Annotated in this window: 16 protein-coding genes and 4 tRNA genes; 13 read left to right on the top strand and 7 right to left on the bottom strand. The window is 48.8% G+C overall.

Annotated features, from left to right (window positions below):
- Nucleotides 1-12 precede the first annotated feature (12 nt).
- From FTU55_RS07585 to msrA, 8 genes are all read left to right on the top strand, one after another.
- On the top strand, nucleotides 13-390 hold the full coding sequence (locus FTU55_RS07585; protein WP_016658550.1) for a hypothetical protein: 378 nt from the start codon (nucleotides 13-15) through the stop codon (nucleotides 388-390).
- Nucleotides 391-765, top strand: coding sequence for a hypothetical protein (locus FTU55_RS07580; RefSeq protein ID WP_005180197.1), 375 nt, complete (start codon nucleotides 391-393; stop codon nucleotides 763-765). It abuts the gene before it with no gap.
- A 184-nt stretch (nucleotides 766-949) separates the two neighbouring features.
- The gene (locus FTU55_RS07575) at nucleotides 950-1,441 is read left to right on the top strand and encodes a lipocalin family protein (RefSeq protein ID WP_075167417.1); all 492 of its coding nucleotides are present in this window, start codon (nucleotides 950-952) and stop codon (nucleotides 1,439-1,441) included.
- Between the two features lie 201 nt (nucleotides 1,442-1,642).
- On the top strand, nucleotides 1,643-2,485 hold the full coding sequence (gene thyA, locus FTU55_RS07570; protein WP_005180203.1) for a thymidylate synthase: 843 nt from the start codon (nucleotides 1,643-1,645) through the stop codon (nucleotides 2,483-2,485).
- Between the two features lie 100 nt (nucleotides 2,486-2,585).
- A complete protein-coding gene (locus tag FTU55_RS07565; RefSeq protein WP_180046675.1) occupies nucleotides 2,586-3,098 on the top strand; it encodes a dihydrofolate reductase in 513 nt (170 codons plus the stop codon).
- 28 nt (nucleotides 3,099-3,126) lie between these two features.
- A complete protein-coding gene (locus FTU55_RS07560) occupies nucleotides 3,127-4,188 on the top strand; it encodes a DUF4105 domain-containing protein (protein WP_180046673.1) in 1,062 nt (353 codons plus the stop codon).
- Between the two features lie 75 nt (nucleotides 4,189-4,263).
- Entirely contained in the window at nucleotides 4,264-4,725 is a 462-nt protein-coding gene (locus tag FTU55_RS07555; RefSeq protein ID WP_005180208.1) for an META domain-containing protein, read from the top strand.
- Nucleotides 4,726-4,790: 65 nt separating this feature from the next.
- Nucleotides 4,791-5,312: a peptide-methionine (S)-S-oxide reductase MsrA gene (msrA, locus tag FTU55_RS07550; protein WP_016658546.1), complete on the top strand. Its 522-nt coding sequence runs from the start codon at nucleotides 4,791-4,793 to the stop codon at nucleotides 5,310-5,312.
- Between the two features lie 69 nt (nucleotides 5,313-5,381).
- Here msrA and FTU55_RS07545 read toward each other — a convergent pair whose 3' ends face one another.
- The gene (locus tag FTU55_RS07545) at nucleotides 5,382-6,023 is read right to left on the bottom strand and encodes a fumarylacetoacetate hydrolase family protein (protein ID WP_180046671.1); all 642 of its coding nucleotides are present in this window, start codon (nucleotides 6,021-6,023) and stop codon (nucleotides 5,382-5,384) included.
- A gap of 36 nt (nucleotides 6,024-6,059) precedes the next feature.
- Nucleotides 6,060-6,557, bottom strand: coding sequence for a YcxB family protein (locus FTU55_RS07540; protein ID WP_005180217.1), 498 nt, complete (start codon nucleotides 6,555-6,557; stop codon nucleotides 6,060-6,062).
- 172 nt (nucleotides 6,558-6,729) lie between these two features.
- Here FTU55_RS07540 and FTU55_RS07535 point away from each other — a divergent pair, with 172 nt between their 5' ends.
- On the top strand, nucleotides 6,730-8,028 hold the full coding sequence (locus tag FTU55_RS07535; RefSeq protein WP_180046669.1) for an SRPBCC family protein: 1,299 nt from the start codon (nucleotides 6,730-6,732) through the stop codon (nucleotides 8,026-8,028).
- Between the two features lie 77 nt (nucleotides 8,029-8,105).
- Here the strand turns inward: FTU55_RS07535 and FTU55_RS07530 are convergent.
- From FTU55_RS07530 to FTU55_RS07515, 4 genes are all read right to left on the bottom strand, one after another.
- Nucleotides 8,106-8,182 (bottom strand) — tRNA-Arg (locus FTU55_RS07530).
- Between the two features lie 231 nt (nucleotides 8,183-8,413).
- Nucleotides 8,414-8,490 (bottom strand) — tRNA-Arg (locus tag FTU55_RS07525).
- Nucleotides 8,491-8,539: 49 nt separating this feature from the next.
- A tRNA-Arg gene (locus FTU55_RS07520) sits at nucleotides 8,540-8,616 on the bottom strand.
- 13 nt (nucleotides 8,617-8,629) lie between these two features.
- Nucleotides 8,630-8,719 (bottom strand) — tRNA-Ser (locus FTU55_RS07515).
- Between the two features lie 265 nt (nucleotides 8,720-8,984).
- Here FTU55_RS07515 and rnr point away from each other — a divergent pair.
- From rnr to FTU55_RS07495, 4 genes are all read left to right on the top strand, one after another.
- The gene (gene rnr, locus FTU55_RS07510) at nucleotides 8,985-11,417 is read left to right on the top strand and encodes a ribonuclease R (RefSeq protein WP_104483961.1); all 2,433 of its coding nucleotides are present in this window, start codon (nucleotides 8,985-8,987) and stop codon (nucleotides 11,415-11,417) included.
- Nucleotides 11,418-11,552: 135 nt separating this feature from the next.
- Complete coding sequence (locus FTU55_RS07505) at nucleotides 11,553-13,592, top strand: M3 family metallopeptidase (protein ID WP_168390912.1); 2,040 nt, start codon at nucleotides 11,553-11,555, stop codon at nucleotides 13,590-13,592.
- 40 nt (nucleotides 13,593-13,632) lie between these two features.
- Entirely contained in the window at nucleotides 13,633-13,842 is a 210-nt protein-coding gene (locus tag FTU55_RS07500; RefSeq protein WP_171065117.1) for a YheV family putative zinc ribbon protein, read from the top strand.
- A 22-nt stretch (nucleotides 13,843-13,864) separates the two neighbouring features.
- On the top strand, nucleotides 13,865-14,281 hold the full coding sequence (locus FTU55_RS07495; RefSeq protein WP_160232303.1) for a hypothetical protein: 417 nt from the start codon (nucleotides 13,865-13,867) through the stop codon (nucleotides 14,279-14,281).
- A 260-nt stretch (nucleotides 14,282-14,541) separates the two neighbouring features.
- Here FTU55_RS07495 and FTU55_RS07490 read toward each other — a convergent pair.
- Nucleotides 14,542-14,940: RNA-guided endonuclease TnpB family protein (locus FTU55_RS07490; RefSeq protein WP_180046667.1), on the bottom strand; the 399-nt coding region annotated here is incomplete at its 5' end.

The following is a 14,940-nucleotide window of genomic DNA, read 5'->3' as shown; positions in this document are numbered from 1 at the left end:
ATCTGGTGGGCTATGCTCGAATTCTGGTTTAATCCCAACGTATCCGTACTGCAAAAACTCATGCTGTTTATTCTAATTGCAGTGGTCACCGGCGTTTTATACTGGATGCAACCGCTGGCCTATGATGCCATCCTGATGTTTATGGGCACCGGAATTATTTTTCTGATTTGCCGTTACTGCAAAATTCATTTTGCGGCACAACGTCCCACCGGTTTACTGTATCGCCTGCTGACCTGGATTCCGATTGCCCTGCTGTTGGCACTAATTTTCATGAATATGCAACAGGGTGAAATTTTATTACCGGGCGCACAAGGACTTGGCTTTATGGCTCTGGCAATTTGTCTGTTCTCGCCACTGTCATTGCTGCATCAACATCAGGATCAGGCATAAATGCTCAGTTTCTGGTATTCCGCGCGTTGTCATCGTCAGCTCAAACTGATGATCTGTATTGGTACCTGTCTGCTGATTTATCTGGCCTCGACGCAGGCACAGCTGCCACCGTTTTGGGTCATCCTCAGTCTGATTCTGGGCATGGGCTTACATCTGCTGTATCAATGGAGCAATCGTCGTTCCTGGCCAGAACATCAGCGCAGACTGATGTACGGGGGATTGAATCTGGCACCGCTGCTCCTGCTGGCCGTATTGCTGCTGTTTCTACCGAAAATGCAACTTTGGGCCATGGCCTTGCAAGCACTCGGCTTTATCTTGGTAGGACTGTTTATGGTGTCGATCTACCAGCAACGTGCCAAACGGTTTGACTCCTAAGCTTTATTTTCCTGTCCAATTTTTTGCATTTTAATAACCTGTGTAGCAGTTGCTGCACAGAAAACCGGGCTGAATTTACACTGCATACATGCCGAAACAGGAGCGCTAACAACAATAACCCGAATCCCGTTCAGCCTGCTTAGAATAACTGCAGTCTTTATGAAAATAATTCAGGAAGTTGTTTATGAATTCAGAACTGAACACCATTTCCGGTTTTAACCTGCAACGTTATTTGGGCACCTGGTACGAAATTGCCCGTTTGCCAATGCGCCATGAACCCGAAGACAGTACCGATATTTCCGCCACCTACAACCTGAATGAAGATGGTAAAGTGCGCGTACAAAACCGCCGTCTGGATGGTCAAGGTCAACTAGATGAATCGATTGGTGAAGCCACCCCAGTCGATGCTGAACATGGCAAACTGGAAGTCAGCTTCTTGCCAGAAGGCCTGCGCTGGATTCCGTTTACCAAAGGTGATTACTGGATTTTAAAACTTGATCCGGAGTATCAGACCGCACTGGTCGGTGACCCGAGCCGCAAATATTTATGGTTGCTGCATCGTCATCCACAGCTGGATGAAGCCACACAAAATGAATATCTGGCGCAGGCCAAAAGTCTGGGTTATGACCTGAGTGATCTGATTTACACCCCGCACACCGGCCGGCCAACCGCATAAGCTGCCACTATTTTGCTGAGGCATCTTTTTTAAGATGCCTTTTTTAATGATGATGAATATTCATCTCGGCCCGGCATCAATGTTATGATGGCTGCACTTTTATGTGCTCATTTAAAGCCAAGATCTTCAATACAGCCAGCCTTTTGCGCTGCAATGAAGGTCGACACAGGAGCCACATCACTATTTGATTGAGAGAATTTCATGCGCCAATATCTTGACCTGTTACAACATATCCTTGACCACGGCGGCGACAAAGGCGACCGTACCGGCACGGGAACCCGTTCTGTATTCGGTCATCAGATGCGCTTTGATCTGTCTCAGGGTTTTCCGCTGTTAACCACCAAAAAAGTGCATTTCCGTTCAATTGTGATTGAACTGTTATGGTTCCTGAAAGGTGATACCAACGTTCAGTATCTGCAGGACAACAAAGTTACGATTTGGGATGAATGGTCAACGGCAGAACAGACGGCGCGTTTCGGCCGTCCTGAAGGCGAGCTTGGTCCGGTATATGGCCATCAGTGGCGTAACTTTGGCGCCAGCAAAAATGCCGATAACAGCTATAATCAGGATGGTTTTGACCAGATTTCCTGGCTAATCAATGAGATTAAAACCAACCCGAATTCACGCCGTTTAATTGTATCGGGCTGGAATCCGCAGGAAGCCGGTCAGGTGGCGTTACCGCCTTGTCATACCCTGTTCCAGTTTTTTGTTCATAACGGCAAACTCTCTTGCCAGCTGTATCAGCGTAGTGCCGATGTATTTCTTGGCGTGCCGTTCAATATTGCCAGCTATGCGCTGCTGACCCATATGATTGCCCAGGTATGTGATCTAGAGGTTGGTGATTTTGTCTGGACCGGCGGCGATACCCATTTATATGCCAACCATTTTGAACAGGCACAACTGCAACTCAGTCGTGAACCGCTGGGGCTGTGCCAGCTGAAACTGAACCCGGACGTCAAAGATCTGTTCGCGTTTAAATTTGAAGATATTGAAATTGTCGGTTATGAGTCACATCCGGCAATTAAGGCCCCGGTAGCGGTTTAAAGCCAATTAATTCCGGACAAATGCCCCATCCCCCTTTCATCGAGGGGGATTTTACATTTTAATAGGGTTAATTTTTCGCATGAGATATGGATGAAACAGCATGGCATTTCAAGGTTTAGAAGTCGTACACGTGGTGGCCATGGATCAGCAGCGCTGTATTGGAAAGGCCAATGATTTGCCGTGGCATATTTCTGCCGACTTAAAACATTTTAAGGAAATCACCCAAGACGGCGTGGTGGTGATGGGCCGTAAAACCCTGGAATCAATGGGGCGTGCCTTACCGAAACGTGTCAATTGGGTGATTACCCGAGATCCAAACTGGGCCTTTGAGGGCACCAAAATCGCCTATTCTATTGAGGAAGCTTTAACTCAGGCCGTAGCTGATGTGCAGGCTTCAGAAAAGCCGGACAGTATTTTTATTATTGGCGGTGGTGAAATCTTTAAACAGACCATGGATATTGCCGACCGTCTGGAACTGACCCATGTCGAGCTGGATGTGCAGGGCGATGCGCATTATCCGGAAATTCCGGCAGCCTTCCAGAAAGTCAGTGCCGAGCAACATTTGGATGACAAAACTGGCATTGCATTTGAGTTTGCCAGCTACCGAAAATAAAGCTTATTTTCTGAATGAATTCATCAGCATGCAGACACCCCAACAGCCCGAGCTGGCACAGCGTTTGATTCAAGGCAGTTTGCATGGCCTGTTTAGCCTGTTTGTAATTGGCAGCTCGATCTGGCTGGTGCTGATTTTGTGGTTTCAGCAGCCGTTTGGGCTGCTTTTTAGCCGGATCTTGATTGGCCTGTGGATTGCCTTTGCCATGAGCATTCTGGGCATCTATATCAGCCGGCATCTGATTAGCCGTAAACTGGATGTGCTGATTTATCTGCTGGTGTTTCTGTGCAGCCAGCTCTGGTATTTTGGCCTGCCACCTCGCCAGGACCGCGACTGGAATCCCGAAGTGGCGCAGCTGTTACATTCCGAGCGTCACGGCGATCAGGTCATTCTGCACAATGTGCGTAACTTTAACTGGCACAGCGATGGTTCCTACGGGCAGCGCTGGGAAAGTCGCCATTATGACCTGAACCAGATTCGGGGCGTCAACATCATCACTTCCTACTGGATGGGACCACAAATTGCCCACACCCTGGTCAGTTTCGATTTTGCCAATACCGCACCGCTGACTTTTTCGATTGAAATCCGCAAAGAACGCCATGAAGAATTTTCTTCGCTGGGCGGATTCTTCCGCAAATATGAACTGAGTCTGGTGGCAGCGGATGAAAAAGATATTATCTATACCCGCAGTAATATTCGCGGCGAACAGGTCTATTTTTTCCCGCTGAAGATGCCACGGGACATGCAAAAAGCCCTGTTTCTAGAATATCTGGCCAAAGCCGATGAACTGGCACAACAGCCCAAATGGTATAACACCCTGACCAGTAACTGCACTACCCTGGTCTTTGACATGGTGCAGGCAGTATCCAACCAGACCTTGCCCACCGATTATCGCCTGCTAGCTTCGGGTTATTTACCCAATTATTTGTATGATTTACAGGCGCTTGATCAGAGCTTAAGCATTGAAAGCTGGTATCAGCGCGCTTATATCAATCCGCGTGTGGAACAGCCGGGCCGGCTGGACAGTGCACAATTTTCAGCACTAATCCGGCAGGGTTTGCCCGCTCCTGGCGCCCAGTCAAATCAATGATACAATTTTAACTGGCGATCAAATTTAAAATTTGTTTAGATACATCCATCAGCTTTAAAATAAAGAAAAATCCATATGCTTAAACATCTTGCTGCCGTTGCCCTTTTAGGTTCAGCCCTAGTTTTTAGCGGCTGTGAAACTTTACCAACCCCGGGTGCTACCGTTGAAACTGCCAATCTTGTCCAGCTGCAAAACCGCACTTGGATTGTGACCCAGATTGGCAATACCGCGGTTCGCACCGAACCGACTGCCCACAATATTCCAAGCCTGCAATTTGATAGCGCCACCCAACGCGTTAGCGGTGCCGATGGCTGTAACCGGATTATGGGCAGCTACAGCGCCGGCCGTGACACGCTAACGCTAAGCCAAATGGCTGGCACCCGTATGGCCTGCCTCAACAGCAATGGCATTGATCAGAAATTCAATGAAGCACTGGCCAAAGTGACCCATTATCAGGTCTTTGGTAAAACCCTGAAACTGCTGGATCGTTATGGCAATTTGCTGATTCAGCTGGAAAGTGCCGTACAACCGCGTTAATACTGCACCGGCCTGCACCTTTGCAGGCCTTTTTTATGAACGATTGAAAACAGAAGGCTGACCCTATGCAACAGGCAATTTTTGGTGGTGGATGTTTCTGGTGTACCGAAGCGGTATTTCTCCAACTGCGCGGTGTGGCCAAAGTGGTGAGTGGCTATGCCGGCGGCCAGATGGACAATCCAAATTATGAAGCGGTGTGCAATGGTGATACCGGCCATGCTGAAGTCATTCTGATTGATTTCGATGACAGTCAAATCAGCTATACCCAGCTGTTAAATGTGTTCTTTGCCACCCATGACCCGACCACGCTTAACCGTCAGGGCAATGATGTCGGCAGCCAGTATCGTTCGGTGATTTATTATTTAAATCCGGAGCAGCAGCAACAGGCCGAACAGATGATCCAGCAGCTCAAAGCCGAGGGCATTGCTGTGGTCACCGAAGTGACCGCTGCACCGCGTTTTTATCCGGCAGAGGCCTATCATCAGAACTTCTTTGCCAATAACCCAACCCAAGGCTATTGCAACTTTGTAATTCCACCCAAACTGATGAAGCTGCATAGCAAGTTTCAGGATTTACTCAAAGACTGAAACCAGGAAGGCTCGAAAAGCGCCATAAAAAAGGACTGCAATTGCAGTCCTCGTCGTCTGGGGAGGCGGTTAAGCCTGAACAAAAGTGCTCCAGACAAATTCCCGGGTTTTGCCCTGCAAACGCATACTTAACTGGTCATGGGCCTTTAAGGCACCCACCCCGGCCGGAGTACCGGTCATTACCACATCGCCCGGCTCCAAACTAAAACTGTGGCTAATTTCAGCCAGTAGCGCACCAATTTCAAAAATCAGCAGCGCGGTATGCCCCTGCTGACGCAGTTCGTCATTAATATGCAGCGTATAGTGCACATCTTTCCAGTCATTAATTTCTGCAACATCGACCCAGTCTGCCAGTACACAAGCCCCATCAAAGGCTTTGGCTCGTTCCCATGGATGGCCTTTCTGTTTCAGTTCATCCTGCAAGTCACGCAAAGTGAGGTCCAGCCCCAAAGTCACCGCCCCCACGGCCTGCAAGGCTTTTTGCGGATCGGTTTCTGCCTTTAAGGGCTGGTCAATACGCAGGCTGAGTTCACATTCATAATGACAGCTGCCCCAGGCCGGATTCCAGGCAATCCCGGCAGATAACGGACGCAGGCTGCTCGGCGGTTTAATAAACAGCACCGGACGATCAGGAACCGCATTGCCCAGTTCTTTGGCATGATCCGCATAACTGCGACCCACACAGACAATTTTGGATGGACGTGTATTCATGATCTTCCCTCTTATGATGTGATGGTTTTAACAGGCTTATTTTTTAAAGGTATTTTCAAACAGGGTCTGATCGGCTGTGCTTTCAAACACGCGTTTTGGCACAATAATCACCATGCGGTTTTTCAGCTCAATCATATAGGTCAGCTTGCCTGAAGCAAAATTCTGAACTTCGTTATAGTGCACCACTTTGTCACGGCCATTGGCAGAAATCTCGGCATAATCCTGATACAGCGCAATGCCCTGTTCGCTTTTTCCAAACTGGTATTTGACAAACTGACGCTTAAACATCATCGGCAGGAACCAGTAGCGCATCAGCATCTGTAGCACCAGAAAAAATACCCCCAGCGCCAGATAGTAACGACCTACACCATCGAGGCCCAAATAAATGCCCCAGGCAATAATCCCGACACTGATTAACGGGGTAATAAAACGGGTAAACTGTTTTTTACCAAAGGTGGCCAGAGCAAAGCCATCCTGAGATTCTTCCAGATTTAAAAAATAACGTAGCGACAAGGCAGGCTTGAGTTCCGACATCGGCTCATCATCAAATCAGTTAAATTACGCTAAATATTACACCAGAATAGGTGATTTCCTTATTCTTTTTCTCGCCAGTGCTGTCATGATGATGCTGCAACCACCATTCAAAAAATAACCCTATTCAAAACGGGATGATTCGCTCATCTCCACAGCAAAAACAGGATGTTTTATGCCACAGACGCACACCCGATTGATCGCCCTGCTTTGCAGTCTGCTGCTGCCGGTTTCTGCCTGGGCCAGTTTAGTTCGCTGGACAGGAAAAATACCAGGCAGTTTACAAGGCTATGGCGGCAGTGCCGAACAGCTGGCCGCGCTGACCGGAGATGGAATTCTGATTTATGCGCATGCCGCGCAACCGATTCAGCTGCCAACCTTCGCATCTACAAAACGTGGCAAATTTTATAGTGCTGCGGTGGTGCTGCCAGTGCCCAGTCACACAGTTGCGGCGCTGCTGAGTGATTATTCAGGCTATGCCCAGCTGTTTCCGACCTTCAAAAGCGCCAAGATGCTGGAGCAGCGTCAGCACATCAGTCAGGTCAAATACCGGATTCATATTCCCACACCTATTCCGGTGCTGAACTTTAAAGATGATGTGATCTTGCAACATCAGCGCACCGACAACAGTATTGAAACCCTGGTGATTGACGCGCCCATTCCGTATGGCGCCGGAAAAATAGAATGGTTTGCCTTGTCGGCCCATCAGACGCTGGTCACAGTCACCCACTGGGGAGATTTGGCGCAGCCCAAAGGTTTTTTATTTCGTACTATTCTAAATGCCCTGCCCGATGCCAAACTGGGCCTGCCGGCCGGCACCAATGCCTTTATTCTGGAAGCACTGCAACGTAAATTTAAAAACACCACACCCCGAGCCCTACCCGCCGGCGAGGTGCCAGCACCTGAATTAAGTACCAACCAGATGAACAAAATCCGGCAGATCAGCCAGAAATCGCAAGAACCCGTATCCTTTATTTTACCGGCCTATCAGGTGTCCTATGGTGCACAGCAGGAAGTTATGCGTTTTAGCAGCAGCTATCAGTACTATGCCCAGCCAGCAAGCAAGCTAAAACCCTGGCTTGAACCGCAAGCCTACCAGCGCCTATTTCCACGGCAAATTAAACAGGTCAAGATTCAACAACCCTCTGCCCGGCAACTGGATGCCAACTATAAAATTTCAGTCGGGCTGGGCGTGATTCAGATTCCGTTTGATTTTAAACTGCGTTTTCAGGCACAAGGCACTCTGGAGCAGCAGTTTCAGGCGGTGGGGGGAGATTTACGCTATGTGCAAGGCGGCATGCAGATTTTGCCGCAAGCCGAGGGCAGTTTACTGAATGTGACCAGCGCCATGAACATTGATGCGCAGGCACCGTTTTTATTACGCGCCATGCGCAGTATGCCGTATCACGAGCTGCTGCCGGCATTGGGTGGCAATACCGTGCTGACCTTAAAGATTCAACAGAAGATCAAATAATGCGGGAATGTTTTAGTAAATTATAGACACAAAAAAACCGCAACATGTGCGGTTTTTTCAGAATTCTTTATCAAGATTGGTGCGCTCAGAGAGATTCGAACTCCCGACCCCTTAGTTCGTAGCCAAGTGCTCTATCCAGCTGAGCTATGAGCGCGACGTCTTGATGGGGTGCATTATACGGGCTTTTCGGTATTTGTTAAGTCTTATTTCATAAAAATGCAACCAAATGGATAGATATTGGACAAATCATGTATTTGTGCGCTGATTTTATACAAATTTTAAATTGCAGTTGAAATTGTAACAAATAAGGAAGCCGGCAGATGCAGCTGATTAGCCAAATTGCAGGCACAAAAAAACCGCAACATGTGCGGTTAATTGTTCAAGTTGGTGCGCTCAGAGAGATTCGAACTCCCGACCCCTTAGTTCGTAGCCAAGTGCTCTATCCAGCTGAGCTATGAGCGCGTCACTTGTGTCGTCTATATTAGACTGCGTTATTTCCTGGTTTACTTATTGGTGCGCTCAGAGAGATTCGAACTCCCGACCCCTTAGTTCGTAGCCAAGTGCTCTATCCAGCTGAGCTATGAGCGCGACATAAGTAAAGTGGCGGTGAGAGAGGGATTCGAACCCTCGATACAGTTGCCCGTATGCGTCCTTAGCAGGGACGTGGTTTCAGCCACTCACCCATCTCACCGTAACGTGCCGCCATAATACAAATTTAACTGTAGCACTGCAAGCGCAGTCACTCTATTTTTTGCAGTTTTTTGCTCAATTAAATATTTTTTAAACAATTTATTGCTTCTAGCCTGGCATTTTCTGCAAATTTACGGGGAATGTGATTTTATCTACTCGCAATCATCTTAAAATAAAGACTTAAAACACATTATTGCAATCATTTACGTGCAGTCTGACGCTGCATGACTTATGCTAAACCTATCTTCTGACTTGAAGCCAAAGACATGATGAAAAACTGGGTCGATCCTGAAGCAAAAGCTGAAGCCGAACGTTACGATAATCCGATTCCAAGTCGCACACTGATTCTTGAAAGTATTGAAAAACTGCAACAGGCCCAGTCGCATGCCGACTTGGTTGAATATTTTGAAATTGCCGATCAGAAAAGTATTGATGCCCTGAGCCACCGCTTAATTGCCATGGTGCGTGATGGCCAGCTCATGAAAGACGGATTCAAGTTCCAGCTTGCCGCCGAGCAGCCTACCCATGAAGCCACGGTCTACATTAATAGCAAGGGTCTGGGTTCTGCCCATATTGACGGACAAAATGACATCCTGCTACCCGAGCGTGAATTGCGTCTGGTGTTTAATGGCGATCGCGTCAAAGTGCGCCAGACCTCGGTCGATCGCAAAGGCAAAGCCTGGGGCTTTATTACCGAAGTCCAGCAGCGCCGTGTGAAACAGATCATTGGCAAACTGTCGATGTATGACGGTGAATATTTTATTCAGCCGGGCAATCCGAACAGCCATCAGCCGGTGACTTTAGAAAAAGAGCTGGTTGAACACGCCAAACTGAATCTGGGCGATTCGGTCCGCGTCGCCATTGATGACTATCCAAGCCGTGAAGAATTTGCCACCGGCCATGTGGTGCAGTCGATGGCCGATAAAGCCGACACTGAAATCATCATTCCACAAACCATTTTAGAGTTTGGTTTGCCGTATGAATTTCCGGACAATGTCTTAAAAGATGCCGACAGTTTTAAAGAACCGTCAGCCAAAGACCGTGAGGGCCGGGTCGATTTACGTGATTTAGCTCTGGTCACCATTGATGGTGAAGATGCCCGCGACTTTGATGATGCGGTGTATGCAGAAAAACGTCCAGGGGGTGGTTACCGCGTAGTGGTCGCGATTGCCGATGTTAGCCACTATGTCCGCACGGGCAAACCGCTGGATGATGAAGCCCAGGAACGCGGCACTTCGGTCTATTTCCCGCATTTTGTCTTGCCGATGTTACCCGAAGCCTTATCAAATGGCTTATGTTCGCTGAATCCGCAGGTTGATCGTCTGTGTATGGTCTGTGACCTGAACCTGTCCCGTGCCGGCCGGGTAACCAAATTCGAGTTCTATCCTGCGGTAATGCATTCCAAAGCCCGTCTGACCTATACCCAGGTGGCGCAATATTTTGACGGCGACAGCGCTGCCATTCCGGAAGACCGGGATGTACGCAAATCGCTGAATACCCTGTTCCAGCTGTATCAGGTACTCAAAGGTTTACGTGCCCAGCGTCATGCCATGGAATTTGAAACCGTCGAAACCTATATGACCTTCGACGAACTCGGCGGGATTCAGGAAATCCTGCCACGAACCCGTAATGATGCGCATAAACTGATTGAAGAGTGTATGTTACTGGCCAACGTGGCGGCAGCAGAATTTGCGCTCAAAAATGATATTCCGATGCTGTACCGTGTGCATGAGCCACCTGAGTTTTCACGGATTCAGAAAGTTCGTGAATTTGTAAAACTGCTGGGACTGAATTTCCCGGAACAGCCAACCCAGGCCGATTATCAGGCCGTGATTGATGCCACCAAAGACCGCATTGATGCGCCAAGTATTCATGCGGTGCTATTACGCTCGATGATGCAGGCCTATTACGGCGCGGCCAATGCCGGCCACTATGGTCTGGCCTATGAAGCCTATACTCACTTCACCTCGCCAATTCGCCGTTATCCGGATCTGCTCTTGCACCGTGCCATTAAAGCGCATCTGGCCCAGAAACCATATCCGATTTCGGGTGCCGCGCTGGATGATGCCGGTGAGCATTTCTCGCAAACCGAACGTCGTGCCGATGAAGCTTCCCGCTCTGTGACCATGTGGCTGAAATGTCATTATATGCAGCAGCATTTAGGCGAAGAATTTGTCGGGGTGATTTCTGCCGTGACCGAATTTGGTCTGTTTGTCACGCTGAAAGATCTGTATGTCGATGGCATGATTCACGTCAGCCAGCTGGGCGATGACTTCTTTATGTTTGATCAGGCCAGCCAGTCACTGGTCGGTCAGTCACGCGGTCAGACCTTTAGTCTGGGCGATGAAGTCAAAGTTAAAGTGGCCGGAGTCAACCTGGAAGAACGCAAGATTGATTTCGAGCTGGTCAAACAATTGACCCATGCCGGTCGTGCGATCCGCAGCCGTGCACCACGCGTGGCCAAAGCCGCGCCGCGTGCTGAAGCCACCGAAGAAATCTTTCATGATCGTCCAGTCAAGCTTGCCGTGAGTGAAGATGGCGAACAGCCGTTGAAGAAGAAAAAGGCCAAATCCAAGCCGAGTTCTTATGGCAAAAAGCCGGCGAAAAAAGTCACCGCCAAGGCTGAAAGCAAAGACAAGGTCAAGAAAAAAGCCAAAGTGAAAAAGAAAAAGTCCAATGCCAAGTCCAAGCTGGACTAAGCAGCCCGATCAGAAACAGAGCGCCACGGCGCTCTTTTTTGTATGAAGTTGAGCAATTCTGTACACACCGCTTGATTTCCCACGCTGGAGGCCCTACATCTATTGCTAAGACAGGACTTCAACATGGAAAAAGAAATGACATTAGAACAGGCAACCCTGCCAGTACCCCAGTTTGACCAGATTACGCTGCCCCAATTAAAACAACAGGTTGAACAGACCATCGCCCAAGGGCAGGCCTTTTTACAGCAACTCCAAGACATTCCGGCCAGCAGCGATGCACAACTACAAGTTCTAGCACAGGTCGATCACCTGGAAAACCAGATAAGCGAAAGCTGGGGCGTACTCTCGCACCTGAATGCGGTGATGAACAATGCCGAAACCCGTGAAGTCTATCAGGCACTGTTACCTGGCCTGAGCGAATACTATACCCAGCTCGGTCAGCACACGGTGCTGTATCAGACCTATCAGCAGGTTCATGATGCAGTGACGTTTAATGACTTACCCGCAGCGCAACAAAGCGCAATTAAACTGGCGCTGCGTGACTTTAAATTGTCAGGTGTGGCCTTGGAAGGTGAAGCGAAAAAACGCTATGCGGAAATTTCAGCGCGCCTGTCGCAGCTGTCCTCTGACTTTTCCAACCATGTACTGGATGCAACACAGGCTTACTTTAAACCGCTCACAGAAGCACAACTAGCCGGCCTGCCTGCCAGCAGTGTGGAATTACTCAAGCAGTATGGCCAGCAACGTGAGCTGGAGCAGCCGGTTGCGACGCTGGATTTCCCGTCCTATCTGGCCATTATGACCTATGCTGAAGATCGCAGCCTGCGTGAAGAGTTATATAAGGCTTATACCACCCGTGCTTCTGACCAGTCGGCCGATCAGGCCTTTGACAATACCGCGGTGATGGAAGAAATTTTAAGCCTGCGTCAGGAAATGGCCCAGCTGCTCGGCTTTAACAACTATGCCGAACTGTCATTAGCCAGCAAAATGGCACCAAGTGTCGAAGCAGTTGAGCAGTTCCTGGTTGAGCTGGCCGAACATGCCCGTCAGCCAGCTGAACAGGAAATTGCCGAACTGAAAGCCATTGCCGCAGCAGATGGTATTCAGCAGCTGCAACCGTGGGATACCAGTTTCTATTCAGAAAAGCTGAAACTGGCCCAGTTCAATCTGTCTCAGGAAGCACTGAAACCGTATTTCCCGGCGCCGAAAGTGGTTGACGGCTTATTTAGCATCGTCAAGCGTCTATACGATGTCGATATTATCGAGCGTGAAGCACCGGTCTGGCATCCAGACGCCCGTTATTTTGAACTGCAAGATCGGGGTCAGGTAATTGGCGGTTTCTATTTTGACCTGTATGCCCGTCAGGGCAAACGCGGCGGCGCCTGGATGAGCGGTTTCCGTTCGCGCATGCAGCAAAGCCAGGGCCTGCAACAGCCAATTTGCTATATGGTCTGTAACTTCACCCCGCCCGTGGGGGATCAGCCGGCCTTACTGACCCATGATGAAGTACTGACCTTATTCCATGAATTTGGGCATGGCCTGCATCATATGCTGACGGAAGTCGACAACATTGCGGTGGCCGGCACTCACGGCGTAGCCTGGGATGCGGTGGAACTGCCAAGCCAGTTTATGGAATTCTGGGCTTGGGACAAAGAAAGCCTGGATGTACTCAGTCAGCATATCGACACACAGGCCACCCTGCCGGATGATTTACTACAGGCGCTACTGAATGCGCGCTTCTTCCAGTCCGGCATGCAGACCCTGCGCCAGCTGGAATTTGCCCTGTTTGACCTGAATATTCACCGCATGACCCCAGCCTTGACCGCCAGCCAGATTCAGGATGTGCTGAATGAAATCCGGTATAAATATGCGGTGGTGCCAACCACCGATTACAACCGCTTCCAGCATAGCTTCAGTCACATCTTCGCCGGGGGCTATGCGGCCGGTTATTATTCCTATAAATGGGCCGAAGTTTTGGCCAGCGATGCCTTCGATCGCTTCGAAAATGAAGGGGTATTTAACACCGACACCGGAAAGCAGTTCAGGCAGTTTATTCTAGCAGTTGGCGGAAAAGATTCAGCACTTGACGCGTTTATCAATTTCCGCGGACGCGAGCCAAAAATAGATGCATTATTGCGTCATCAAGGTTGGACGAAGCCAATTAAAAACGCTTAAACTAGGGCCTTAATTTGAACACAGGATCAGTATGATGACCATCAAACGTCGTTTCATTGCAGGCGCAAAATGTCCAAAATGCCAGGCTATGGATCGGGTGGTCATGCTGACCTCAGGTGATGATGAATGGATTGAATGTATCGACTGTGGCTATAGCGAAAATCGCCCGACCCATGTCGATGAACCTCAGCCACCGGCAGCGCCTGATGAAGTGGGTGTGATTCAATTTAAACCACGTCATCCTAAGTAAAAAAATTAAGGTTCATTTATTCATGACGCTTGATCAGAGAAATAGCTCAAAACTATTATGGGCCATTATTGGGGGCCTGATCGTAATCGTACTTGTGGTGCTGTCTTATCAATGGATGAGCCAAAACCAGAGCGCAGAGGTAACACCTGAAGCCCAGCTGCTAAGTCAGCCGGCCGCACCGGCTGCCAAAGCCAAAGCAGAACCAGCGGTGCAGCTGGAAGAAATGCCACAGCAACTGGTGAGTGAAGATATTCTGAAACAGCCGGTTGCTACCAACGCGACCCTGGCCAAAGAAGAAATGGCCAAACTAGAAGACCTGCAGGCACAGCTGGATGATCAGGCCGCACTGCTCAATGCCCAGCACGCCGATGCTGATGAACTGATTCGCCTGAAAGAAGAACAGATTCAGCTGCTCGAAGCCCAGCTCAAACAGCAATAATTATGACCGGCAGTCTGCGTTAAATCGGCTAGAATACATCCTTATTCCTCGCCCGGGTTGATGATGACTGCCTCCACGCCTCAGCATGATCTGATCAAAGCCATTGGCTTACTCACCGTTATTTAAAACCTACTCAAACCTACTCAATGTGGGTTTGATGTTTAATTCCTACTTCACCATCAAGAACCTAAAGCATTTGCTTTAGGGATTACCTCAATTCCATAGGCTGTCACGGTGTAACTCACCGCCTTAATCACCACTTATGCAGTGATTAAATCTTTATCCGCATATCGCAGGATATTAATTGATGCATTAACATCACGATTTTGGATGGTTTGGCAAACTAAGCACTTCCACTCTCGCGCAGAAAGTGTGAGAGATTGATTTAATTCACCACAGCACGAACACATTTTACTACTTGGGAAGAATCGACCAACCGAAAGTACCGATTTTCCATGCTGTTTGGCTTTATAAATCAACTGCCTTTTAAACTCATAAAAACCCATATCGGATATAGCTCTTGCGAGTTTATGATTCCTCAACATGCCTTTAACATTCAAATCTTCAATTGCAATCACATCAAAACGTGTTACCAAATCCGTTGTGACTTGATGAAGATTATTCTTGCGTAGACAGACAATTTTATAGTGCAGGCGAGA

Origin of the sequence: Acinetobacter sp. YH12117, from assembly GCF_013418865.1 — a bacterium.
Lineage (GTDB): Bacteria > Pseudomonadota > Gammaproteobacteria > Pseudomonadales > Moraxellaceae > Acinetobacter > Acinetobacter indicus.
The sequence above is the reverse complement of the archived record's forward strand: the minus strand, read 5'-3'. Positions and strand labels throughout refer to the sequence as shown.

Bases quoted from the DNA above. Each gene is read 5' to 3' on its own strand.
- FTU55_RS07585 (WP_016658550.1), top strand. From the start codon at position 13: ATGCTCGAATTCTGGTTTAATCCCAACGTATCCGTACTGCAAAAACTC.
- FTU55_RS07580 (WP_005180197.1), top strand. From the start codon at position 391: ATGCTCAGTTTCTGGTATTCCGCGCGTTGTCATCGTCAGCTCAAACTG.
- FTU55_RS07575 (WP_075167417.1), top strand. From the start codon at position 950: ATGAATTCAGAACTGAACACCATTTCCGGTTTTAACCTGCAACGTTAT.
- thyA (WP_005180203.1), top strand. From the start codon at position 1,643: ATGCGCCAATATCTTGACCTGTTACAACATATCCTTGACCACGGCGGC.
- FTU55_RS07565 (WP_180046675.1), top strand. From the start codon at position 2,586: ATGGCATTTCAAGGTTTAGAAGTCGTACACGTGGTGGCCATGGATCAG.
- FTU55_RS07560 (WP_180046673.1), top strand. From the start codon at position 3,127: ATGCAGACACCCCAACAGCCCGAGCTGGCACAGCGTTTGATTCAAGGC.
- FTU55_RS07555 (WP_005180208.1), top strand. From the start codon at position 4,264: ATGCTTAAACATCTTGCTGCCGTTGCCCTTTTAGGTTCAGCCCTAGTT.
- msrA (WP_016658546.1), top strand. From the start codon at position 4,791: ATGCAACAGGCAATTTTTGGTGGTGGATGTTTCTGGTGTACCGAAGCG.
- FTU55_RS07545 (WP_180046671.1), bottom strand. From the start codon at position 6,023: ATGAATACACGTCCATCCAAAATTGTCTGTGTGGGTCGCAGTTATGCG.
- FTU55_RS07540 (WP_005180217.1), bottom strand. From the start codon at position 6,557: ATGTCGGAACTCAAGCCTGCCTTGTCGCTACGTTATTTTTTAAATCTG.
- FTU55_RS07535 (WP_180046669.1), top strand. From the start codon at position 6,730: ATGCCACAGACGCACACCCGATTGATCGCCCTGCTTTGCAGTCTGCTG.
- rnr (WP_104483961.1), top strand. From the start codon at position 8,985: ATGATGAAAAACTGGGTCGATCCTGAAGCAAAAGCTGAAGCCGAACGT.
- FTU55_RS07505 (WP_168390912.1), top strand. From the start codon at position 11,553: ATGACATTAGAACAGGCAACCCTGCCAGTACCCCAGTTTGACCAGATT.
- FTU55_RS07495 (WP_160232303.1), top strand. From the start codon at position 13,865: ATGACGCTTGATCAGAGAAATAGCTCAAAACTATTATGGGCCATTATT.